This window comes from Gleimia hominis (genome assembly GCF_032085515.1).
Taxonomy (GTDB): domain Bacteria; phylum Actinomycetota; class Actinomycetes; order Actinomycetales; family Actinomycetaceae; genus Gleimia; species Gleimia hominis.
On sequence record NZ_JASXSX010000001.1, the window covers coordinates 1,577,386 to 1,599,603 of the forward strand.

21 protein-coding genes and 1 tRNA gene are annotated in these 22,218 nt (G+C 53.5%); 8 read left to right on the forward strand and 14 right to left on the reverse strand.

The window, feature by feature from the left end:
* Positions 1–106: 106 nt before the first annotated feature.
* From QS713_RS06715 to QS713_RS06755, 9 genes are all read right to left on the reverse strand, one after another.
* Entirely contained in the window at positions 107–1,456 is a 1,350-nt protein-coding gene (locus QS713_RS06715) for a class II 3-deoxy-7-phosphoheptulonate synthase (protein WP_313273615.1), read from the reverse strand.
* Positions 1,457–1,562: 106 nt separating this feature from the next.
* On the reverse strand, positions 1,563–2,765 hold the full coding sequence (locus QS713_RS06720) for a pyrophosphate--fructose-6-phosphate 1-phosphotransferase (RefSeq protein WP_313273618.1): 1,203 nt from the start codon (positions 2,763–2,765) through the stop codon (positions 1,563–1,565).
* Between the two features lie 178 nt (positions 2,766–2,943).
* Positions 2,944–3,798 carry a lysophospholipid acyltransferase family protein gene (locus QS713_RS06725; RefSeq protein WP_313273620.1) on the reverse strand — a complete coding sequence of 285 codons (855 nt, stop codon included), beginning with the start codon at positions 3,796–3,798 and terminating at the stop codon, positions 2,944–2,946.
* A 103-nt stretch (positions 3,799–3,901) separates the two neighbouring features.
* Positions 3,902–4,300, reverse strand: a complete 399-nt coding sequence (locus tag QS713_RS06730) for a response regulator (protein ID WP_102215695.1) — start codon at positions 4,298–4,300, stop codon at positions 3,902–3,904.
* A 108-nt stretch (positions 4,301–4,408) separates the two neighbouring features.
* The gene (locus tag QS713_RS06735; RefSeq protein WP_313273624.1) at positions 4,409–5,434 is read right to left on the reverse strand and encodes an FKBP-type peptidyl-prolyl cis-trans isomerase; all 1,026 of its coding nucleotides are present in this window, start codon (positions 5,432–5,434) and stop codon (positions 4,409–4,411) included.
* 199 nt (positions 5,435–5,633) lie between these two features.
* A complete protein-coding gene (locus QS713_RS06740; protein ID WP_102215693.1) occupies positions 5,634–5,981 on the reverse strand; it encodes a HesB/IscA family protein in 348 nt (115 codons plus the stop codon).
* A gap of 57 nt (positions 5,982–6,038) precedes the next feature.
* On the reverse strand, positions 6,039–6,944 hold the full coding sequence (locus QS713_RS06745) for a hypothetical protein (RefSeq protein WP_313273627.1): 906 nt from the start codon (positions 6,942–6,944) through the stop codon (positions 6,039–6,041).
* The gene (locus QS713_RS06750) at positions 6,941–8,290 is read right to left on the reverse strand and encodes a dipeptidase (RefSeq protein WP_313273629.1); all 1,350 of its coding nucleotides are present in this window, start codon (positions 8,288–8,290) and stop codon (positions 6,941–6,943) included. Before QS713_RS06750 ends, QS713_RS06745 begins: the two co-directional genes overlap by 4 nt.
* 57 nt (positions 8,291–8,347) lie before the next feature.
* Positions 8,348–8,956 carry a DUF3043 domain-containing protein gene (locus QS713_RS06755; protein WP_233187269.1) on the reverse strand — a complete coding sequence of 203 codons (609 nt, stop codon included), beginning with the start codon at positions 8,954–8,956 and terminating at the stop codon, positions 8,348–8,350.
* 925 nt (positions 8,957–9,881) lie between these two features.
* On the opposite strand from QS713_RS06755, the gene QS713_RS06760 reads away from it, so the two are divergent.
* Positions 9,882–10,694, forward strand: coding sequence for a TrmH family RNA methyltransferase (locus QS713_RS06760; protein WP_313273634.1), 813 nt, complete (start codon positions 9,882–9,884; stop codon positions 10,692–10,694).
* An 8-nt stretch (positions 10,695–10,702) separates the two neighbouring features.
* Here QS713_RS06760 and QS713_RS06765 read toward each other — a convergent pair whose 3' ends face one another.
* Complete coding sequence (locus QS713_RS06765; RefSeq protein ID WP_313273808.1) at positions 10,703–11,464, reverse strand: HAD-IIB family hydrolase; 762 nt, start codon at positions 11,462–11,464, stop codon at positions 10,703–10,705.
* A 168-nt stretch (positions 11,465–11,632) separates the two neighbouring features.
* Here QS713_RS06765 and QS713_RS06770 point away from each other — a divergent pair, with 168 nt between their 5' ends.
* Positions 11,633–12,022, forward strand: coding sequence for a DUF4870 domain-containing protein (locus QS713_RS06770; RefSeq protein WP_313273636.1), 390 nt, complete (start codon positions 11,633–11,635; stop codon positions 12,020–12,022).
* Positions 12,023–12,132: 110 nt separating this feature from the next.
* Complete coding sequence (deoD, locus tag QS713_RS06775) at positions 12,133–12,834, forward strand: purine-nucleoside phosphorylase (protein WP_313273639.1); 702 nt, start codon at positions 12,133–12,135, stop codon at positions 12,832–12,834.
* Between the two features lie 284 nt (positions 12,835–13,118).
* On the opposite strand, the gene QS713_RS06780 is transcribed toward deoD, so the two are convergent.
* From QS713_RS06780 to QS713_RS09175, 3 genes are all read right to left on the reverse strand, one after another.
* Positions 13,119–13,841, reverse strand: coding sequence for a hypothetical protein (locus QS713_RS06780; protein ID WP_313273642.1), 723 nt, complete (start codon positions 13,839–13,841; stop codon positions 13,119–13,121).
* 81 nt (positions 13,842–13,922) lie between these two features.
* The gene (locus QS713_RS06785; protein ID WP_313273645.1) at positions 13,923–14,615 is read right to left on the reverse strand and encodes a DUF6318 family protein; all 693 of its coding nucleotides are present in this window, start codon (positions 14,613–14,615) and stop codon (positions 13,923–13,925) included.
* Positions 14,616–15,961: 1,346 nt separating this feature from the next.
* Complete coding sequence (locus QS713_RS09175) at positions 15,962–16,678, reverse strand: M48 family metallopeptidase (protein ID WP_376779572.1); 717 nt, start codon at positions 16,676–16,678, stop codon at positions 15,962–15,964.
* Positions 16,679–16,878: 200 nt separating this feature from the next.
* Here QS713_RS09175 and QS713_RS06790 point away from each other — a divergent pair, with 200 nt between their 5' ends.
* A complete protein-coding gene (locus QS713_RS06790) occupies positions 16,879–17,451 on the forward strand; it encodes a DNA-3-methyladenine glycosylase I (protein WP_313273648.1) in 573 nt (190 codons plus the stop codon).
* Here the strand turns inward: QS713_RS06790 and udk are convergent.
* Positions 17,425–18,054 carry a uridine kinase gene (gene udk, locus QS713_RS06795; protein WP_313273651.1) on the reverse strand — a complete coding sequence of 210 codons (630 nt, stop codon included), beginning with the start codon at positions 18,052–18,054 and terminating at the stop codon, positions 17,425–17,427. The two genes, QS713_RS06790 and udk, sit on opposite strands and share 27 nt — an antisense overlap.
* Positions 18,055–18,419: 365 nt before the next feature.
* Here udk and ahpC point away from each other — a divergent pair, with 365 nt between their 5' ends.
* The 4 genes from ahpC to QS713_RS06815 all read left to right on the forward strand — a co-directional run bounded on the left by ahpC (position 18,420) and on the right by QS713_RS06815 (position 21,895).
* On the forward strand, positions 18,420–18,983 hold the full coding sequence (gene ahpC, locus QS713_RS06800) for an alkyl hydroperoxide reductase subunit C (RefSeq protein ID WP_313273653.1): 564 nt from the start codon (positions 18,420–18,422) through the stop codon (positions 18,981–18,983).
* Between the two features lie 74 nt (positions 18,984–19,057).
* Positions 19,058–20,620 (forward strand): alkyl hydroperoxide reductase subunit F, encoded by a 1,563-nt coding sequence (ahpF, locus tag QS713_RS06805; RefSeq protein ID WP_313273656.1) that lies wholly within the window; start codon positions 19,058–19,060, stop codon positions 20,618–20,620.
* A gap of 258 nt (positions 20,621–20,878) precedes the next feature.
* Positions 20,879–21,775: a LysR substrate-binding domain-containing protein gene (locus QS713_RS06810; RefSeq protein WP_313273658.1), complete on the forward strand. Its 897-nt coding sequence runs from the start codon at positions 20,879–20,881 to the stop codon at positions 21,773–21,775.
* A 47-nt stretch (positions 21,776–21,822) separates the two neighbouring features.
* Positions 21,823–21,895: transfer RNA gene (locus tag QS713_RS06815), tRNA-Ala, on the forward strand.
* Positions 21,896–22,218 lie beyond the last annotated feature (323 nt).

The following is a 22,218-nucleotide window of genomic DNA, read 5'->3' on the forward strand; positions in this document are numbered from 1 at the left end:
TTGCAAGAAGACGGTGTGAATCCGCGTTTTAGAAAGCTGTCTGAATTCGCTTTTTGCAAAAAGTCGGTGTGAATTCGCGTCTGTAAGAAGTCGGCGCAGGCTCGGTTTAGGCGGTGGTTGCCTCCCGCAGCAAGTCCGCTACCCGGAACGCCATCTCAAGGGACTGCTGGTGGTTCAACCGCGGGTCCACCGCTGTCTCATACCGGGCACGCAACCCCTCATCATCTAAATGAGCTGCCCCACCCAGAACCTCAGTAACATCATCCCCCGTGAGTTCCACATGCAAACCACCCGGCACAGTACCGGCTTCGCGGTGAGCGGTGAAAAACCCCTCAACTTCCTTCATGATTGTTTCAAAACTACGCGTCTTATAACCGGTCGAGGAAGTAATCGTGTTCCCGTGCATCGGATCGCACACCCAGGTTACGGGCCGGCCATCTTGCTTCACGGCTTCCAGCAGGGGTGGTAAGCACTCGCGAATATTCCCCGCCCCCATCCGCGTGATAAAGGTAAGTCGTCCCGGTTCTGCCTGCGGATTCAGGTGGTCCATCAGGGCAAATAAATCATCGGGCTTTGCCGTGTGGGATATTTTCACTCCGACTGGGTTGCGCACGCTCGAGAGCAGGTCCACGTGCGCGCCTTTCGGGTCGCGCGTGCGCTCACCGATCCACAAGAAGTGCCCGGATGTGTCGTAGTGTTCACCGCCGCGCGAATCCACGCGGGTCATCGCCGCCTCATACTCCAGCAATAAGGCCTCGTGGGAAGCGTAGAAATCCACGACCCGCAGCGCCTCGGAATCCACCCCAGCGGCCTCCATGAACCCAACGGCTTGATTTATTTCGCGTGCGAGCCGCTCGTACCGCTTGTACGTGGGGTTCGACATGAAGCCTTTATTCCACTCGTGTACGCGCCGCAGGTCTGCGTATCCACCTTGCGTGAATGCTCTGATGAGGTTCAATGATGCAGCGGAATGCTGGTATAGGTCCAGCAGCCGGGCCGGGTTCGCCACCCGAGCCTGCGCGGTAAAATCGCGTTCGTTCACGGCGTCCCCACGGTAGGAAGGCAGTGTTACATTCCCCCGCGTTTCCACGTCTGAGGATCTGGGCTTCGCATATTGTCCCGCGATTCTGCCTACTTTCACCACCGGCACGGACGCTCCGTAGGTGAGCACCACTGCCATCTGCAGGATGGTTTGGATTTTGAGGCGGATCCGGTCGGCGGTGGAGTGCGCGAATGTTTCTGCACAGTCACCTCCCATGAGGATGAACGCGTTGCCCCGCGCTGCTTCTCCCACGAGTGCGCGCAGGTCGTCAACCTCCCCGGCGAACACGAGGGGTGGGCGGCTGCGCAGTTGCTGCGCGACCGTTCGCACGTGGGTTTCGTCTGGGTATTGCGGTTGTTGGCTGGCAGGTAGGTTCCGCCACGAATCCCACGGGAACGTTTGGTCAATAATCATCTGCTTGGCTAAGTATTTCTGGTGTTCGGACCTAGTTCCAATATGTCTTGAGGGTGCGGGGTCGCGCGGCGGCTCCCACACCCTCAAGACTTAGAACTATGCGGTCTTATCGCGGCTGATTAATCTCATCCAGAAGCGTCGTGAACCACGTTTGGGTGGTGTCGAATGCTTTGCCGCCTGCGATCCGTTTGAACGCGATGGCTTTCAGCTTGTTACCATCTTCTTCGTCATGTCCGATCACGCCAGAGGTGCCTTCGAAAGCGCATTCCACCGCGTAGTCAGTCATCGATTTAATGAGCCGCAGGTCTTGCGCGTTAGCTTTCGCCGAGCGAGAGAAGTAACCGGACTTCTGGACCATCACTTTTTCCGCGCCGAGCTTGTGCGCGAACTGCTTCGCGAACCAGTTACCCGGGTTAATGGTGTCTAGCTTCACGTGTCCGAACGGGTCGCGCTGCACTTCTTCTCCCGCAGCTTCCATTTGCGCGACGATGTCGTCCACGCCCGCACCTTCGGAGAGGAAAATGTTGACGTTCCCGATTTCATCCATGACCTTCTTGAGGCGTTCAGATTCCGCGTCGATGTCCACGTGTGCTTCGGGTACGTACACGGCGTGCACATCCCACCGTTCTTGGCTTAGGCCGAGTTCTAGTGCCCATGGTTGCTGCTTAACCCACTCGTGGTAGTTCGCCGCAGCAGCTGCCGTCAGGTACCCGCAGTTACGTCCCATGACCTCGTGGATAATCAGCATCCGCGGGTTAGAGCGGTGCTCACCAATGATGTTCTGCGCGTACTTCGAAGCTTGTTCCGCTGCCGTCCAGGCGCCCAGTGACTGGCGGATCGGCACCACGTCATTGTCGATTGTCTTAGGTAGTCCCACTACCGTTAGGTGGTAGCCGTTGTCCTCCAGGTAGTGCGCGAGGTCCGCGGCGGTTGTGTTCGTGTCGTCGCCCCCGATGGTGTGCAGGACGTCGACGTGATCTGCCCGCAAGCGTTCCGCCGCGACCTTCAGTGGGTCTTCGCCTTCGTTAACGAGTCCGCGTTCCACCAGGTCTTTCGCGTTCGTTAGCTTCACGCGGGAGTTACCGATTGGGGAACCACCGTATTCATGCAGTAAACCGGCTTTCGCCCGGGCCTCATCCGTGATCGTCACGTAGTTACCGGTGAGCAGCCCGTGGTAGCCGTACTGGTATGCGATGATCTCCACGCTGGGGTCCAGCTCCGTGTAACGTTCAATCAACCCACCTACGGCTGATGAGAGGCAGGGGGCGAAACCACCTGCGGTCAATAGAGCTACGCGCTTGACGGTCATCAAAACACCTTTCGTTGAATAAACTAGGTTCTATTTTAGTTACAGTTTTCAGTTCCGCTTCTATCTTAGTCGGTTCCCTCACCGACCCCCTATTCCCCGCTTGGGGTATCTCGCGCTTGAAGCATTCCCCGGTTGGGGGATATAGCGCTTGAGGCGCCCGCAGGTTCGCAGGATTCGGTTAGTTGTCCTGTGCTGCTGAATCGTCGTCTTGAGCTTGGCCGCCTGATCCGTCGGCTTCAAGTTTGCCTTTTAGGTCCACTTCCTCACCCGGTTGCGGAGTGGGAACCTCCGTGTGTGGTTTCTCGCGGCCACCCGGCGCCTTCGCACTATTGGGAATGGGCCCAGCAAATTTACCTTGCGCTGCCAACTCCGCTTTAACGTCGGCGGCGTAGCGGTCTACGTACTCTTGGCCAGAGAGCATCATCAGGTTGTACATGATCTCGTCGGTAACGGCCCGCAGCGTGTACCGGTCTTCTTTCAGACCCGCGTAGCGCGAGAAGTCGAGCGGCTCGCCAATGACGATCCCCACCTGGTGCAAAGTGGGGATACGTTTTCCGATCGGCTGGGCAATGTTTGTCCCAATCATTGCCACGGGGATAACGGGTGCGCCCGACTCCAGGGTTAGGCGGGCTACCCCAACTTTACCGCGGTATAGGCGCCCATCGGGGCTGCGGGTGCCCTCGGGATAAATCCCGAACAAACCTCCTTCATTTAGCCGCTTCAACCCGGTTTGCACCGCTGCTTCCGCTGCTTTCGCTGAAGAACGATCAACTGGGATTGTCCCCACAGCCCGCATGAACCGCGCTGTCATCCGACCTTTGAAACCCGTTCCGGTGAAGTAGTCGGCTTTGCCCATGAACACTACCTCACGGTCAATCATCAGCGGTAGGAACACGGAATCGAAAACCGCCAGGTGGTTAGAAGCCAAAATCGCGGGTCCGGTTTCGGGAATGTTCTCTTTGCCCCGGATCCAAGGTCGGTACACCGCCTTCATAAAGGGACCGGCACCTCTCTTTAGAACCTGATAAAGCATGAGTAACCTCCGACGTTTGAACTATATGCGTGACTGATGACGGAACGTATCTGTAATGGATGACGTTTTGGGCTGGCATCAACCGTGCCAGCCCAACTCGCGCCTAATGTTTAGTTGTTAATAGTTTAGCGACCGCGTCCTCCAAAGCGATGGGGTCCAAAGGTTCACAGACCACGGCGCTGGACCCGGCGCTGCGGGCCAACCATTCGTCTTGCTGACGAGCAGTGAGGATAAGAATCGGGGGGACTTCGTCGAACGAGTTACGCAGCTCGTGGGCGAACGCCATCCCCCCAGTTTTCTGGGTCTCCCCATCCGCTATGACGAGGTCGAACTGGCCTTCCGCGAACTTTTGCTTACCACCAGCAGCAGTCGCCGCTTCAGTCCACTCCACCCGCGGCAGCCCAGCTGCCGGACGGATACCGATTGCTTTAATAACTTCGGCTCGACGCTCGGAGTTGTCAGAGTAAAGCAGGATACTGGTGCGTTCTTGTGCTTCAGACATTAAGTCCCCTTTTTGAAACCATCTTCAAATGTGTGACACGGATACTGTTAACTATTCTAAGCATACGTGCTCGGCCGCGCCCGCGTTGTAGTGAACGTTTACCGGTGTTTACTTAGCCGCCTGTGCACTAGTGATGTCCACAACCACGGCTTGAGCAGATTGCCCTTCAACTTTCGGGAGGAGGCACAGTACGCGCGACCCCACAGTTTGGCCCGCGAATCCAATCAACTTACCGACGGTTTGGGGCGACGCGCTTCCTTCATCCCGGTCCCAATCGGACACTGATTGCTTCCCATCCCAGCTGCGGGCTGTACCGAAGTAGCTTACGAAATCGTTTTCAGTAACGACGCGTCCTTTACCTTTAATTAGGGTAATCGCCTCTACTTTCGCAGGTTCCTTTGCTTTACTGTCAATCTGAATAGTCGGTTTTTCCCCGGCTTTCCCCTCAACTTTAATCCCGTCTGGTAGTTTCGGTTTCGCAGCTTCGCCTTGTTTTAGTGCAGATTTGTCGTGCGTATCGAGTTTACCGACGATGTCAACGACGAATACGAGGGTTGAGTTAGCGGGGATTTTCCCCTGTTCTTGCGGTCCATATCCCCATTTTGCGGGAATTACTAGTTCAACCCGGTCCCCCACTTTTTGGCCTTCCAAACCGTAGGTCCAGCCGGGGATTACTTGTTTGAGAGAAAACGCGATTGGTTTCGCAGCTCCATTTTCTGGTTTGGCACCACCATTTTCTGGTTTGTCTCCCTCGTTTTCTGAGCGTTCGAAAGAGGAGTCGAAAACGGTTCCATCCCATAGGGCGCCGTGGTAATGCGCGATAACGGTGTCCGTGGTTTTAACCGCGTCCCCGTCACCTTTTTTGAGTGTTTTCGCAACCACCGCGTCTTTTGGTTCGTCGGCTTTGACTGGGGTTATTTTCGCGCTTTTTGCGTATTCCCCGCTGACTTCTGGAAGTTTTCCCGAGTACTTGCGGTCTACCGGCACCGAATCTTGCGTGTCATCGCTGGGTGCGGATGCGGTTGGTGAAGCCGTCTGTTTTGCTTCGTCCTGTTTAGGTGTTGAGGTACAGGCACTGACCATGGGGATTGCTATTAGGGGCACGAGGAGTGCTCGGAAAATCGTGTTTCTCATGTGTTCAATTCTATCGGTCTACGTTTTGCGCTCACTGAGCAGCGCCCAGTTGGTTCAAAAATGAGCAAACCAAACGGGTTTGGCTTGCTCATTTAGGCTAGGTTTCCAGTTACCTTGCGTGCACTTAGCGTGCAATTATGTGTCTTATTGCGGCACGTAACTTACACGCAATTATGTGTCTTATTGCGGCACGGATTGTTTAGTGGAAGGATTCCCCGCATGCGCACGATCCGGTGGCGTTGGGGTTGTCGATGGTGAATCCTTGTTTTTCAATCGTGTCCGAGAAGTCAATCGTGGCCCCGTTTAAGTAGGGCACGGACATGCGGTCTACTACAACTTCGACCCCACCGAAGTCACGCACGGCGTCACCGTCGAGCAGGCGTTCGTCAAAGTATAGGGAGTAGATGAGGCCGGAGCAGCCACCGGGTGAAACTGAGACCCGTAGTCGCAGGTCGTCGCGGCCTTCTTGTTCCAGCAGACTACGAACTTTTTGCGCAGCCACATCAGTCAAAATAACCTCATGGGTTGGGAGTGCTTCAACAGACATTGATCTGCCTTCCTATCTCGATTACATGAACACTCTATAGCGTTGCGGTGCTGGTGGCTATGTGGCGCGGAGCCAAGTGCCCCAGATTACGCGCGTTAGATACGCCACGGGATCGTTCTTAATTATGTACGCACTGTTAACTCCCCATTGCGCTAATTCGTGTGGGGACAGTGAAGACTCGTTTGCGAACGCGATTAAAACACTTCCGTTTTGCGCGGCGGTTTCCCCGAGTGCTTCCAGGGATGAGTCGGCAACGGTTTGTGGGTGGAGAGCACTACCGACCCAAACTACTAGGGTACGTTCGTCGCTATCTTTGAGGTTTTCACGCGCCCACTGTGGGTAGTATGGGGCGAGTGCTCCGCGTAGGAGCAGGGCGATGGCACCCAGGCCCGCGCCCGCACCAGACCCGGGGATGCGCGTTATTGCTTGGTCCGCAGGCCTGCCCACCAGGTTCTCTTCGTCTACTATTCGCTGCAGATTCTTCCAAATCTGGCCCAGACGAGCTTGTTCTTGCGGATTGAACGCCCGAGGGGTCCCATCTGGGTGCTGCGCCATCACTGAGTCCAAGCCGAACAGGGGGCGCGAGGTCGTGTAGAGCACTTCGAGTTGTTCACCCGCTAGTTCCCTGAGCGCTCGTGTCCGTAGTTCACGCAGAAACGTCTGATCTTGCCACGCGTTAAGCGTGACCTCGTCCGCAGGTACTTGCGCGATCGCAAGCAGATGGTCTAAACCCGCTTGCGCAGTGGCTTCTTCGTGCCCGGCTACGACGCTTCGCGTTTCTGCAATGGTTTCTCCAATTACAGACGTCTCTGCCTGGCCACAGGTTTGGGCCGCTGCTTGCGTAACGCTGTCGACACGTAGCTGCGCCACGTGCCGATGCGTCACGATTGTTTCCAAGGTCCGCTGGCTCACCGGGGCGGCTGGCTCGGCGGTTAGGATAACGCGGTTAAACGGCAGGCTCATTGTTTCGCGAACTGCGTTAGCATGAGTGCTTCAGCTAAGATCGCGGCTTTGAGGTCTGCTAGATCTTGCGACTCATTTTCGGAGTGCGCGTTGGTTTTCGGGTCCTCCACCCCGGTGACGAGCACTTGCGCACCCGGGAATTGTTCTTTGAACGTGGAGATGAATGGGATTGATCCGCCTCCGCCGATGTTGACAGATGGCACTCCCCACGCTTCGGAGAGTGCTTCGTGCGCAATCCGCGCGCCAGTTCCTTCGAGGTCAGCTTCGTACGCGGGGCCAAGTTCTCCGTCGGCAATGGTCACGCGCGCACCAAACGGGGTGTGTTCCTTAATGTGCTTAACTAGCGCTTCGTGGGCTTCAGCAGCTACGGTTCCCGGTGCGGTGCGCATGGAGATGACGAATGTGCATTCGGGTTGAATAGTATTGGAGGCATGGGCCACGCTGGTGGAGTCCATTCCAATTACGGAGATGGCCGGTTGCGTCCAGATGCGTGAGGCAATATCCCCGCGCCCGATCAGCTCTGTTCCTTCAATCATGGAGGTGTCGCGCCGCACTGCTTGTTCATCCCAGTTGACGTCCGCAGTTTCTTTACTTACGAGCCCTTCGACGGCTACTGATCCGTCCTCGTTGTGGAATGTGCTGATTAGTCGGCTTGCCGCGGTTACCGCGTCCATCACTACTCCGCCGAACATGCCGGAGTGCACAGCGTGTTCCAGCATTTGCAACCGCACTGTCACTTGAATGACACCACGCAAGCTGGAGGTGAGGGCAGGTTTCCCCGCTTCCCAGTTGTTGGAATCGGCAACGATGATGTAGTCGGCGTCCAGTTGATCGTGGTATTTCTTGAGGAAGTTCTCAAAGCTTGGGGAGCCGATTTCTTCCTCACCTTCAATGAAAACCTTTACGTTCACAGGTAGTTTTTCTGCGAGGAGTTTGAGTGCGCCGTAGTGAACAATTATTCCGGCGCCGTCGTCGGAGCTGCCACGGCCGTAGAGTCGACCGTCGCGTTCTTGCGGCTCAAAGGGCGGGGTGTGCCAGCGTGATTCGTCTCCGGTTGGTTGCACGTCGTGGTGCGCGTACAAGAGGACGGTGGGCGCTCCCTCGATTGGTTTTGATTGCGCTACTACCGCGGGGCGGCCTTCGTTGCCTGCTTCGTCTTTCGCAGTGAGGATTTGGGTTTCTAATCCCGCTTGGGTAAAGAGTTCAGCCACGTGCTCGGCGGATTTAACCATGTTTTTTTGGTCGAATGATCCCGATGAGATTGAGGGGATCCGCACGAGTGTTTTTAGTTCTTCTACGAATTGTTCGAAGAGTTGATCGTTTTTTTCTCGTAGTTGCTTACTCATAATCTCTCTTTGCGTTTTGACTGTTTCTGTGCGTTTTCTCGGTTTTAGTTTGAGGGGTTAGTTGGGGTACTCTCCGCGTTCAACCATGGGCACGGGTTTGCGCCAGCGCCTAGCCATGACCATTCGGGAGAACGTGTAGAACCACTGTCCGCGTGGCCACCCTTCGGATGGCATTCGTTCTCGCACTTGTTTCTTGATCTTTAGGTTCACCCAGATTGATTCGATTATTGCGGCTAGGAACATGCCGTAGGTGCCCACCGAGATTGTGGTGGTGATCAGCTGGGCTGTGTACGCCGATACGTAGCGCACGATGAGTGCCATGGCGAGCATGGTGAGGATGAACAGGATCATCAGTGGGAGGACCCATTCGGATATGGAGTACCTGGCGTCAACCCAGTCGCGAGTGAATCGGCGGACTCGGCCTTTATCGCGTGCTGGTAGGTAGCGTTCTTCACCAGTGTTAAGCGCTTCTTGTTCGCGCCGCCACATGCGGTCTCGGCGTTCCCGTGCGCGGCGTTTCGCTTCTTTCCGATCCGCAGGGATCGCGTCTCTACGGTTCGCGGCTTCTGCTTCTTTACGTGAGCGGGTTGGCCGCCCTTTGCCGCGTTTGCGGGTGCCCTGAACCGGATTTTGCTCTTGTGAAGACTTCTTACGCTTACCAAACACGGCTCCCAGCTTACCTGAATAACCGCTGATTCCGTATCTGCCCTACCGGGGTTGCTCTAATCCCACCACAGCCACCACGCGTTCTTCTGGCGAGTCCCAGGCCTTCCCACCGTTTCGAAACTCACGCGTTGAAACTCATCTGGTGAATCCAACGCGCTTTGAAGTTGCAATTCGGAGCGAAATCGACGCCATAAATGAGAGCATCCTTTAGAACCTTCTTTCGGGTTCCCCTCGGCCGAACTGAGGTGGGTGCACAATATGCATTCCGCATCGCTTTGATAAATGAGCCCGTCAACAGTTACTCGTTCATCAGTCCTGGCTGGCCCAACCGCGTACCCGGAGACTCGCACCGCTCCTCGGCCTACCGCACATGCTTTCAACATGGCCTCGCAGGTCGGGGCTAAGTTCTGACGTTCCGATAGATTAGCGAGCGGGAGTGTGCTCAGTAAAAGCTGGGCACCACGCGCGTCGAGGTCGCGGTATGTTTGAAAGGAATAAAGCGCTTCGGATGGGGAGTCCGTTCGCATTCGCGCATCCATAAACGGTTGCAAGATACGCCGGATTTGCTTGCGCGTAGTCCAACCGCGCATGCCGTAAACCCCTACTTGTTCTCTTGTACCTGTAGCTGTGAGTGTCAAAGTTCCTCCTGATCTTAATCTGAGTGCTTTTGTCTTGTCTGGTGCCGGAGCGAGTGAGGACTCAGCCGCAATACCTGTTTTAAGAATGCAACCGTGCCGCCGAGTGGTCTATGGTGCCTATCGGCAAGCGTGAGTTAAAACTGGTGTGGACAAAGTTTCTCCACCGCTGTGTAGAGACCTGGTTGCAGAACCAGCGTGGTTTAGCTCGTGAGTTCGTCTGGTTAGAGTCCGCCTGGTTTTGGGTACGCGTGGTTTAGGCATCAAGTCAGCGTGGTTTAATTGGGTCCGTGATTGTGGAACTGGATGACTTAACCGATGAGCGTTTGCGCGACTATCGGGGTTTAACCGATGTGGCTCTTAGGCGGGTTTTGGAACCTCGGGGCGGATTGTTTATTGCGGAATCTAAGAACGTGATTGAACGCGCCCTCGAGGGTGGTTATGAGCCGCGTTCGTTCCTCACGTCCCCGCGGTGGCTCGATGGTATGAGAACTGTTTTTGCAAGATTTCCGGATGCGCCGGTGTTTGTCGCAGAGGAATCAGTTTTGGAACAGCTCACTGGCTTCCACGTTCACCGCGGCGTGTTAGCGTCCATGCATCGCCACCCGCTCCCTGCTGTTGAAGCGCTCCTGCAGGATGCGCGACGCGTGGTGGTACTCGAAGATATTGTTGACCACACTAACGTGGGCGCGATTTTCCGCAGCGCCGCCGCGCTTAACGTGGATGCGGTACTCGTTACGCCTTCTTGCGCGGACCCGCTGTACAGGCGTTCCGTGAGAGTTTCGATGGGAACTGTTTTTCAGGTGCCGTGGACGCGGTTAGACGCGTGGCCTGATCCCCATATGTTCCAATCGCATGGTTTTGAAACAGTTGCTTTGGCGCTTCATGACAAACCAGTTTCTTTACAGGATTTCGCGCATAACCTTGAGGGTAGCCCTGGCCGGCGAATCGCCTGGATTATGGGGTCTGAAGGGTATGGGATTAAGAATCGGACTTTACGCACTGTGGATCATAAGGTAATGATCCCTATGTCTCACGGGGTAGATTCTTTGAATGTAGCTGCCGCTGCGGCCGTTGTGTTTTGGGCAACCCGCCCGCAGTGAGGGGATTATTATTGTTCCCCATTAAATAGTTCCCGATTGAGAAGTGCTGTAACGACCTCGACGGTGTCTTGCCACGACGTCACTTGGCGCGTGGGGAATCCGGCGGCTTTCACCGGGTAGTCGTTCCCCCCTTCGTCGAGGCGGTCACCGATGAAAAGCATTTCTTCGCGGGAGATCCCAGTGCTGTCCACCAGGTGGTTCATGCCGAATGCTTTATCGATTCCCTTTTCGGTGATGTCAACCGAGGTGGATCCGCCTGCGCGTACTTGCAGTTGAGGCAGAGCTTGGGCTAGTACCTCACACAATTTTGCACGCTTGGTACCGTCTGGATCCCAACTGGCCTTGTCTTCCAAGTGGGCTTGCTGACCTAGCGCAGAAAAGGTGATTTGGCTGCCGCGGTCTTCAATAATGGGGCCGCGCGGGTGGGGGTGCCAGTATCCGAGTTGACGCGCTGCTTGTTCAATCGCCTGGATTGCCTGCGCTCTAGTGTTTTCGGATAAGTCGTGCGCGTAGATAGTGTGCCAATCACCATTTCGGTATCGTAGGTAGCGCGTTCCGCAAGTGGGCATGAGGTGAAGCTGCCTTAACTGAGTATCGCTGGCATGCAGATGGTTCAGCAACTGTGTTTCGAACTGTTGAAAACGACCTCCGGAGATAACGCATACGGGAGTTTTATCTAAGAGCCGACGCAGTACTTGGGCGACTGGCTGTGGAAGCGCGGATTTGGAGGGTGCGAGGGTGTCGTCTAGGTCGAAGGCGACGAGTTTAATGGTAGGCATGGATGCTTTCGGGTCGGTTCTTTAGGACAAGACGGACTTTGATAAACAAGTGTCTGCGTTCAGCCATGGTATGAAAAGTGGTGGGTAAATGCGAGTGCGCGCACTTGTGTGATCTAGTTAGCATGCAGGCGGTATCCTGCTCGTGTAATCATTAGTTGTATGAGTAATAATAATGTTCGTTATAACGTTCCGAACGCTCCGAGCGGGAATGGGTTGGCTGTTATTGCGCACCTGTCAGCCTTAATTGCAATGCTTTTCTCAGTGGGCTGGTTAGTATTCGTTGGTCCTCTTGTTATTTGGCTGCTTGCGCGGGGTAAAGATCCGTTTGCGCAACGGGCCGCGGCTGGAGCCTTTAACTTCGCTTTGGGGATTACTATAATGACCCTGATTGGTTGGGGTTTAATATTTACATTCATTTTAATTCCTGTAACAGTCATTCTGTGGGGCATTGCTTTCATTGCGACGCTGTGGTGTTCAATCCGGGGGGCGGTGTTAGCGAACCGAGGGGAGCTTTATCAGTACCCATTCCAGATTCGGGTTCTTAGCTAGTTATCCGCGGTGCAAGTTGGCGGCATGATTGCTGGCTTAGATTTTGCTTTGGTGACTACGGTGTCGTTTTTGTTTGATTAGTTTTTAGGTTTTAGTTTTTAGGAGTTGTTGTGGCTACACCTCATATTGCTGCGGAACGTGGGGATTTCGCTCCGGCGGTTTTGATGCCGGGTGATCCGCTGCGGGCAAAGCGGATTGCGGAGACTGTGTTGGAGGACGCGCGCCAGGTAAATAATGTGCGCGGCATGCTTGCGTATACGGGAACGGTGGATGGTAAGCCTCTTTCCGTTATGGGTTCGGGTATGGGCCAGCCGTCGATCACTATTTATGCGACGGAGTTGTTTTCTCAGTTTGATGTTGAGCGGATCATTCGCGTTGGAACATGCGGTGGGCTTTCGCCGAAGGTGAAGGTTGGTGACGTGGTGATTGGTGTGGGTGCGCATACGGAGTCTGCTATGAACGTTCCGCGCCTGCCGGGCGTGCATTTTAGTGCTGTGGCATCGTATAACTTGGTGGCTGCTGCCGCGCAGCGTGCTGGTGCAAATGCGCATGTGGGAACTATTATTTCGCGGGACCATTTTTACTTGACGCCTGAGGGGCAGAATGAGCGTTTAGCTCGGTATGGTGTGTTGGGTGTGGAGATGGAAGCGGCTGCGCTTTATGGGGTTGCAGCTGAGTTTGATAAGGAAGCGTTGGCTGTGTTGACGGTTTCTGATAACTTGTTGGACTCGTCAGAAGACATGAGCTCCGCGGAGCGTGAGACGTTATTTGAGAAGGCATTGGACGCGGCATTAGCTGCGGCATTCTGTTAGAGAACAGTATTTTGAGGGAGGACATGCGGGTGTGTGTCCTCCCTTGTTTTGTTGAACCATGCTGGTTTTGAACCAGGCTGATTCTAGGTAGTAATTAGTTTTCTAGTTAATAGTCAGGTTTCTATTTACGGTATGAGATCCGTGGGTTTTTCTGCTGGTAGTTAAAGTATTGCCTGAGGCTGCCACTCGTCGCCGTAGTTGTTCGCCCTATTTGGTTGGCTGGTTGGTTGTTTGGCCTATTTGGGTGCTGGTTGGTTGTTTGGCGTATTTGGCTGGCTGGTTGGTTATTCGTCCCAGCCGGGGGTGACGACTAGGGACGAGCGGGGGCGTTTAGCATCAAACATGCTACTGACCTCATGGGTAGTGCGGTTAGTGTCGAGCGTGAACACTTGCCCATCGACTTTCACTCGCGCACTCCAAAACGTAGTGGAATGAACCTCAATATTACGCAGCGGCTCCACATACTCATGCACCAACGACTGATTAGGATACGGAGCACCATCACCACTGAACAACTGCGTCCTCCCATCAGCATAATCCAACCGGTGAGTAGTCACATACCAACTAACCTCCGCCCCATCAACCCGCGAGGTCTTAGACGTATTCGTATAGTAGAAAATAGTTGGCAACCCAGTCCACACCCACCCCCGATCAGGCTGGACATGCAACCGTGGTTGAGGCGGACTATCAGCAGCCACCGCCGCAATCGCCTTTTGAAAAGGAGTCACCACCTTCGGCTCCTCCCCCAGGCCAGAAGGCGCAGCAGAAGACTTAAACGACAAGTCCCTACCCCCACCCCAACCACCACTAACCCCACCCCCACGGTAAGCACTCACCCCACCCGCAGCAGGGACAGAAGCCTCATAACTAGGCTGAGCAACCGAAGCCTCACCACCCGTATCATACGAATAAATAACACTCTGAGACTGAACATTAATATCTATATAACTCTTAGGTCTGAGCTTCCCAACAGTTTTACTGCTATCATCTGCAAAGTCATCTGTCACTAATCCGGGCAAGACACCAAAAACAGAAATGGCAAGGATGGTAGCTGCGTTAGTTAGTATGCGAGGTACTAGGGCAATCATTTACTTCTCACTCTCACCTATCAGATACTCACCATCAACTACTTTCCAATGATTTTTGCTCCACTTGAGATTTACTCCCACGGTCAATAGTGGATATTCTTTTTCTTTAATTTGAGGTCCGTCATTCTTATCGAAGTATGTAAATTTAACGCCCTCTGCTGTGTGAACTACAGAAATCTCTCCCGGCATTCCATTATCGGGAGGACCCGCAGCTCGAAACTGTGTATTGGTAGTATTCATTCCCTTTATCCACGCGTGCGAGTCCTTTTGACTCAACGCAAGATCAATTAGCTTTCGGCACCTTTCAGCGGTCTTTTTGTCGCATAGTTTCTCAAGAGGCCTGGTATCCAGAGTGCTGTAGGAATACCCAATCAGCTCCGTAAAATACTGCGCAACCTTAATCGCCCCCTCCTGGGAATGCACATACCCTTCCTGCGGATACTCAGGCCTATCATGCGGATAACGCTGTGACACCGGCGGCGGAGGAACCACCGCCTCCTCAGAAGCCGACACCGACGGGGAAGACGAACCCCCACCAGAGGGAGACGCTACAGGAGAAGCCCCCACCGCGCCCTTAGACTCCTCACCAGAACTCTTACCACCACACGCAGAAACAGTAAGCACACAAACCAACAAGAAAACCAACACTAAAACTAGTCGAGACACACGATTACCAAAGAGGGTCCGCAACATCGAAAATCCTCAAACTCGCCTACACGAACAAGCCGCCAGCTAACAAAACCAACCGCTAAAAAGAACAATAAACGAACCCCACAAATAAAACCAGAGCCCAAACCCAACTGTGGAAAACATTCCCACAATCCGGACCAGACAAGCACATCCGGTCTTGCTCCTTGTTTGTTGGCACTTAGAGAGGCGGTATTTTTCTGCTAAGGAGGCGACTTTGTAAGCATGAGTAAGAGACGCAAGTTTACGGCTGAGTATCAGCGTGATGCTACTGGCCTGGATATTGATAGGGATCGCACGATCGTGTCGATAGTTACTGAGCGTGGTGCGAGTGAACAACACTTGAGTCGACGGGTAAAGCCTGGTAAACAACGGGAAGAACGATGAGTTTCGTGCGGATAGTTAGACCGCGAAGTCGCCGAGATCTTCGAAGAGAAATACCGTGTGCACAGGACTTCTCATATCTGCGCAGTTCTTGTACCAGAAGGCACCTATGTGGATAGAAGAGGTAGCCCACTCAGTGAAAAGACAGGACTTAGAAGCCGTCTCAACACGCCAGTTCCGCACGAGCAAGAAAAACACGAGGAACAAAGCCCCGCACACTTCAAATAACCCGATGAAGAAAAATAGTGTTCTTGCGAGCCGTATTTTCCCAAGGTCATGCCACTTCTTGATCCAAAACCCTGCATCGTCAACAGCGTGACACGATTGCGCCTCATTGATCCTTTTTAGATTGCAGCCACTTAAACATCTCTATAATGTATTTTATCGCGCACACGATAGCGAAAACCATCAGGGGTATTGCAACCCACCACTTCCCGGACCATGAGAGGTTTCCAACAAACGATGCACTGATCAAAAAGAAAATACCAACAACAAATAGCATCTCATTAGGTTTCGTTTCCATCACAGCATCCTCTTCTCTCAAGTCGCCAAAACAAAATGCCCAAAAGTATTCTCATCCTTTAGAGCAGTTTCAGGAATCGACTCGATAAGCTGAAAAGCCCTTTCAAGTTCCCTCTAATTCAGCCCGCCGGAATAATCAACACTAATGACTTGATTAATTCCCGCTTTGGGAGCAGTAGCTTCCGTGGCTACCGCTGCCCCTGTTGCTGTTAGAGATAGGGTCCCAGCCATAACCAGTGCATTAATAGTAAAAAAGATACTCTTTTTTTCTCATGGTGTTTCTCCTTGCGCGTCGCTCCAGATAACTGGTAACTCCTAGAGAATGCCCCACGCCCGACCTTGGTATTTGTGTCGGTAACACAACAGAACCCACCACTGACAGGGGAGCTACCTGGCTTGAGGCCTCACACAACCACAAACACATCCACTCCGCCTCAGAACAAGACTCACCACGCAGTTGCCCTATCGAGGGTATTCAGCTCTGTTCTTCTGTCTTTCCAGTCAGGCAAGAACTGGTCCATCATGGCGTAAAAGTTAGTGCCATGGTTCGGCACGTGAAGATGCGCAAGTTCGTGCACCAGCACGTACTCTAATGATCGTCGTGGATAATGCACCAACCTCGTGTTAATCGTTATCCTCTCACCATCCACCCGCGCACTCCCCCACCGAGTTTTCATGTTCCGCAACGAGTACCGCCTTGGGCCTCCACCCATTTTAGGTTCCCACTCATGCCGCAGTTGTGACAGTACCTCAAGCAAAATATTTCTAAACGCATCCGTACACGCACGTTCCCAATCAGACCCACGGTCGTGTGGTGAATACACGGTAAGAATCCCGCTAGACAGCGAGTAACCTGGAGGTAACGGTAACGCTCGACCTTGCCCTACGTGCCCGAGGTGTATGTTCGCAGATTGTGCGTGCACCAACCGAACATCCTCACCCCAAATTTTAATTACCTTGCCTGGCAGAATAGCGGGACGGTCTTGCACCCCAGAATTGATCCGGTCTCGAATCCACTTCTCTTTTCCTAGCACGAAACTGCGGACCGTATTCAAAGAAGTCCGGGTCGGCGCTGTAACTAGCAGATACCCACTCTTAAGCCGCAGATACATATATTTTTGACGCCTGCGTACAACCAGAACGCGCCGGCCTGCGACAGTCATCTCAGTATTCACACCACACTCCACTCCGGGTTACTACTTTGAGCCAGGTAATCCGTCTACTAGACGTAGTGGATAAACCTTATCCACACCTCGGCCATTCCCCAGTGTCTACACGCGGCATTTTCAAACGTGCCACTTCCGGGAAGAATAAAACTACCACCTACCCAGGTGCACATGCCCCAAAATAGAAAGGTGTCACAATGCCACAAGCACTACTTACCGGTCAGCTCCCCTCACTGCCCTCATGGGCGGCGCACAATGCGCAAACACGGGATTACTACTTTAAGGAGTGGGGCCGAGCGCAATTCGTTGAAAGAGCATTGTTTGAAACCTTGTGTTTACTCATTTTCCAATGTGGAATGCGCTGGTCCACCATTCTTAGTAAACGCCCGCACCTGCGGGAAGTGTTCATGGGGTTCAACCCAGAGTGGGTGGCTCAACTTGGGCCGGTGGACGTGAACCGAATCTTAGAAGACCCCAAGGTAATCCGAAACCGCAGAAAAATTGAGGCCATTATTGCTAACGCCCGCGCCACCGTTCAACTAAACGCAGATGGATACCAACTAGCAGACCTAGTGTGGGAGCGTTTAGACCACCCGCAGTGGGACAACGAGAAAACACTACGCCGTCTACTGCAGCGAATGCGCGCCGCAGGATACAAACACGTGGGTCCGAAACTGCTGAGTTCCTACTTACAAGCCGTTGGAGTAAACACAGCTCAATCACCAGGGCCACTGCAGGCGGAACTAATGTCCCACACCCGCGCTGTCTAAATGATGACGAATCCGATTAGTCACCATGTTGAGAGCCACCAAGTTCCGGCCGCCCTCAGGAATAATCAAGTCCGCATACCGTTTAGAAGGCTCAACGTACAACTCATGCATCGGCTTAACGGTACCTAAATACTGCGACTCTATGGAATCGAGCGTACGTTTACGTTCCACCACATCACGTTTAACCCGACGCAGAATCCGCACGTCCGCATCCGTATCAACAAATAGCTTAATGTCGAACAAATCCCGCAAATCCGGGTACGCGAAAATCAAAATCCCCTCCACAATCAATACCGGACTCGGATCAATCCGCACCGTTTCATCACTACGGTTATGAATCTTGAAATCATACACCGGACAATCAACCGCAACTCCGGACATAAGCTGATGCAACTGCTCAATCATCAGATCCGTATCAAACGCATCCGGCGAATCATAATTTAATGCCGAACGCTCCTCATACGTGAGCCCAACATGAGCCTTATAGAAATTGTCGTGGTAAATAACCGAAACCTGCTGTTCAAAACTACGGATCAACTCACGCGTAAGCGTCGTTTTCCCGCTCCCCGTTCCCCCAGCAATCCCAATCACCAGCGGTTTCATATCCACTCCCCCAAGAACTCAACTCCCACAATTCTACTCAAACCACCACCCACCCCAGCAATAACCCCGCCGCAAGTTCAAAAAAGCCCCCCACGCGCTTCAGCTAAGAGCGAACTCAAACAACAAACAATGCAACTCACACCACAAACAGTTAAAGCGATGACAACGAGGCTTACCTATCTTCATGTGAGCACCTCGCGCCTACCCGCAAAACAGATCTTGACCAGCGCGTATTCACGCATCTGATGGCATTTGCTTTCTCTATAGCTATGACCAATAATGGGGTTGCTTGAGGATTTCAAAAGGGCAAGCGACTTACAGATATTAGTTTCTAAAAAGGTAAGAGTTTCCAAAAGGAGATCGTAATGAACCTGATGAACACGAAGATCAAACCATTCACGGCGCAAGCGTTCAAGAATGGGGAATTCGTGGAAGTAACCGAAGAAGACGTGCTTGGAAAATGGGCAATCTTCTTCTTCTACCCAGCAGACTTCACATTCGTCTGCCCAACGGAACTATCTGACCTCGCTGATTACTACGACGAACTACAAAAACTCGGTGTGGAAGTCTACTCCGTGTCTACCGACACGCACTTCACCCACAAAGCGTGGCACGAATCTTCAGACTCCATCGGCAAAATCAAATGGGCGATGATCGGTGACCCACGCGGCGTAGTCACCAACAACTTCGAGAACATGCGAGAAGAAGAAGGCCTCGCGGACCGCGCCACCTTCCTCATCGACCCAGAAGGCACAATCCAGTTCTTCGAAGTTACCTCAGAAGGTATTGGGCGCAACGCAGCAGAACTAGTTCGAAAGGTAAAGGCAGCGCAGTACATTGCGGCTCACCCGGGTGAGGTCTGCCCTGCGAAATGGGAAGAAGGCGAAGAGACACTCGAGCCGTCACTCGATCTCGTAGGTAAGATCTAAGACCTTCCACCCCATTGGAAAACACGTGTTGGCGGCCCCGAAAGGGCCGCCAACACTAACGAAAAGGACTTTTAATGAGTGTTTTGAATCCCCAACTATCCGCCCAACTGGAGCAAGTACTACAAAACCTACGCAAACCGATTACGCTCGTTGCCTCTTTGGATGAAGGCGATAAGTCAGCGCAGATGCGGGAGTTGCTCCAAGAGATTGCTGATAAGAGCGAGCTCGTCTCTATTGCTGAAGAGCCAATGCGTCGCACCCCATCTTTTGTTATTTGCCGTAACGATTCTGATGTTGCCGTAACGTTCGCAGGTATCCCCCTGGGACACGAGTTCACTTCGCTGGTGCTAGCACTGCTGCACGTCGGTGGGCATCCCATGAAACTAACGGACCAGCAGGTGGAGGCCATCCAGGCGGTTAAAACCCCCCGCGAGTTCACAACGTACATGTCCCTCACCTGCCAAAATTGCCCAGATGTGGTTCAGGCGTTGAACATGATCTCTGTGCTGAACCCGTTGATTTCGCACACCACTGTAGAAGGTGGCGCGTTTAAAGACGAAGTTGAACAGCGCAACATCATGTCTGTTCCAGCGGTGTTTGAAGGTGACGAAATGGTCCACTCAGGACGTGCCACCGTCGATGACTTCATCGCACTGATCGACACTGATGCGCAATCCCGGGCAACGGAAGAGATGAACAATGCGCAACCATACGACGTTCTCGTGGTGGGCGGTGGTCCTGCAGGTGCTTCCGCGGCGATTTACAGTGCACGCAAGGGCCTGCGTACGGCGGTTCTTGCTGAACGTGAAGGCGGACAGGTGCTCGACACGATGAGTATTGAGAACCTCGTGCCCACAATCGCAACCACGGGACCTCAGCTTGCGGAAGACCTGAAGGGACATGTACGGCATTACGATGTGGATGTTTACGCTCCGCATGAGGCAATTGGGTTAACGCCAGCTGCAGAGAACGGTTTTCATAAGGTAACTACCGCAGCCGGGGGTGCGCTGGAAGCGAAGAATCTCGTTGTGGCAACCGGTGCGTCGTGGAGGCTTCTGGGGGTTCCTGGGGAGTCTGAGTACCGCAACAAGGGAGTTTCGTTCTGTCCGCACTGCGACGGCCCGTTATTTGAGGGAAAGAACCTGGCTGTGATTGGTGGTGGTAACTCTGGGGTTGAAGCTGCGATTGACCTTGCGGGCGTGGCGAAGCACGTTACGGTAGTTGAGTTCGCAGACCATCTGATGGCCGACGAGGTTTTGCAAAAGAGCGCGCGCGAACGGTCAAATATTGATTTTGTGACGAGCACTCAAACAACCTCCATTGACGGTGATGGTTCGAAGGTAACCGGACTTACGTATTTAGACCGGGCAACGCAGGAAGAACACCGTTTGGACGTAGATGGTGTGTTCATTCAAATCGGCCTGGTGCCTTCCACGCAGTGGCTTGAAGGAGTCCTAGAGTTGAATGGTCGCGGAGAAATCAAGGTGGACCGCACGGGAGCGACGTCTGTGCCAGGCATTTACGCCGCTGGGGATTGCACGGATACGCCGTATAAGCAGATCCTAACTGCGCTTGGTGCCGGAGCAACAGCCGCACTGGGAGCGTTTGATTACTCTATTCGCCACACTGCCAACTAGATACGCTTGCCGCACTGGCCAAGTACCCGTTCGTGGTTTTGTGCGTTTAGTTAGCCACACGCCTTTTTGTGGTTTTGTGTGCTGAGCTAGCCAAGTGCCCGTGCTTAGTTTCTTACACCGAGCTAGCGAAGTATCCATGAGTGGTTTTTGCGTTGAGCGAGCAAGGTGCCTCAGGACTAAGCATGAGGCACGATTGCGGTTCCGCACGGATCTATCGCGGCGAGTTTTAGTTCGATTGTTGTTTTTAGGGATTGTGAAATGAATCTGCGAGATTTGGAGTACTTGGTTGCTTTGGCGGATGAGGGAACGTTCACCCGCGCAGCTGCTGCCGCTGGAGCGTCGCAACCTACGTTGTCAACTCAGGTCCGTAAGCTTGAGTCTGATTTGGGTGCGGCTTTGGTGGAGCGCTGTGGCTCGCAGATTCTTTTCACTCCCGTTGGACGGGAGGTCGTGGCGTATGCACGCCACGTTTTGTCGGACTTGACTCACATTAGAGACGCGGCGGATCGGGGGGCAGATCCGTGGGCGGCACGTATTTCCCTTGGCATTTTCCCCACTCTTGCTCCTTATTTACTTCCGCATCTGCTCCCTCGGCTGAATAAGAGCATGCCTAATGCGCGGCTCCAGTTCGTGGAGGATAAGACACTTACGTTACTCGACCAGCTTGCTGCGGGCGGTCTTGACGCGGTGATTGTGGCGGATCCGGTTGAAGACCCTCGTTACTCCTCCGCGTATTTATTTGGAGAGAACTTGGTTCTTGCGGTGCCGGATTCGCATCGTTTAGCGGGTCAGGATGAACCTGTTTCGCTTGAGGAACTGCGTGGGGAAACTATTTTGTTGCTTGAGGAAGGCAATTGTTTGCGGAACCATTCGTGGGCGCCGTGTCAACACGTGGGTGCTAGGCAGGCCCAGTTTGCTGCGACGTCGCTGGAAACACTTCGTTACATGGTTGCATCGGGAGCAGGAGTTACTTTACTGCCTGAGTTATCGGTAAAACCTCCGTTTATTCAACCTGACTCGTTGCATCTGATCCGCTTTAAAGATCCCCAACCCAGCCGGAGGTTAAGGCTAGTTTGGCGTTCATCCTCCCCTCTTGAACCCGTGATCCACCAGATCGCTGAGGACATAAAACAGGTGAGTGTTAACACAGTCTAAGATTTGGTTACGCGGTTTGTGATCCGATATAGTTTATTGCTGTACGCGGGGCTATGGCGCAGTTGGTAGCGCGCTTCCATGGCATGGAAGAGGTCAGGGGTTCAAATCCCCTTAGCTCCACAATCTACACTCTACTTTGGATACAACAGTGTGAGTGTGAAACGAACCCCTCGGGTTCCGAGTTTTACCTAGTAGAACAAGGAAAACGAGGGGTTTCTTGTGCTTCTGACGTGGCTTGGAGCGAGCATGGAAGCGGGTGTTCGAGCCGGTTTTGGGTGCTTCGATCGGGTCGCGAATGGTGCTATGAGGGGGTAGCGCCGAAAAGTGTGCCTCGCGCCGAAAAGTATGAGTGCCGCCGAAAAGTGTCGGGTAGACAGAGAAGTGCGGGATCCATCGGCATGCTCGCACATGGTGGCGGATTGGATACAAAGCTAGTTTTCGGC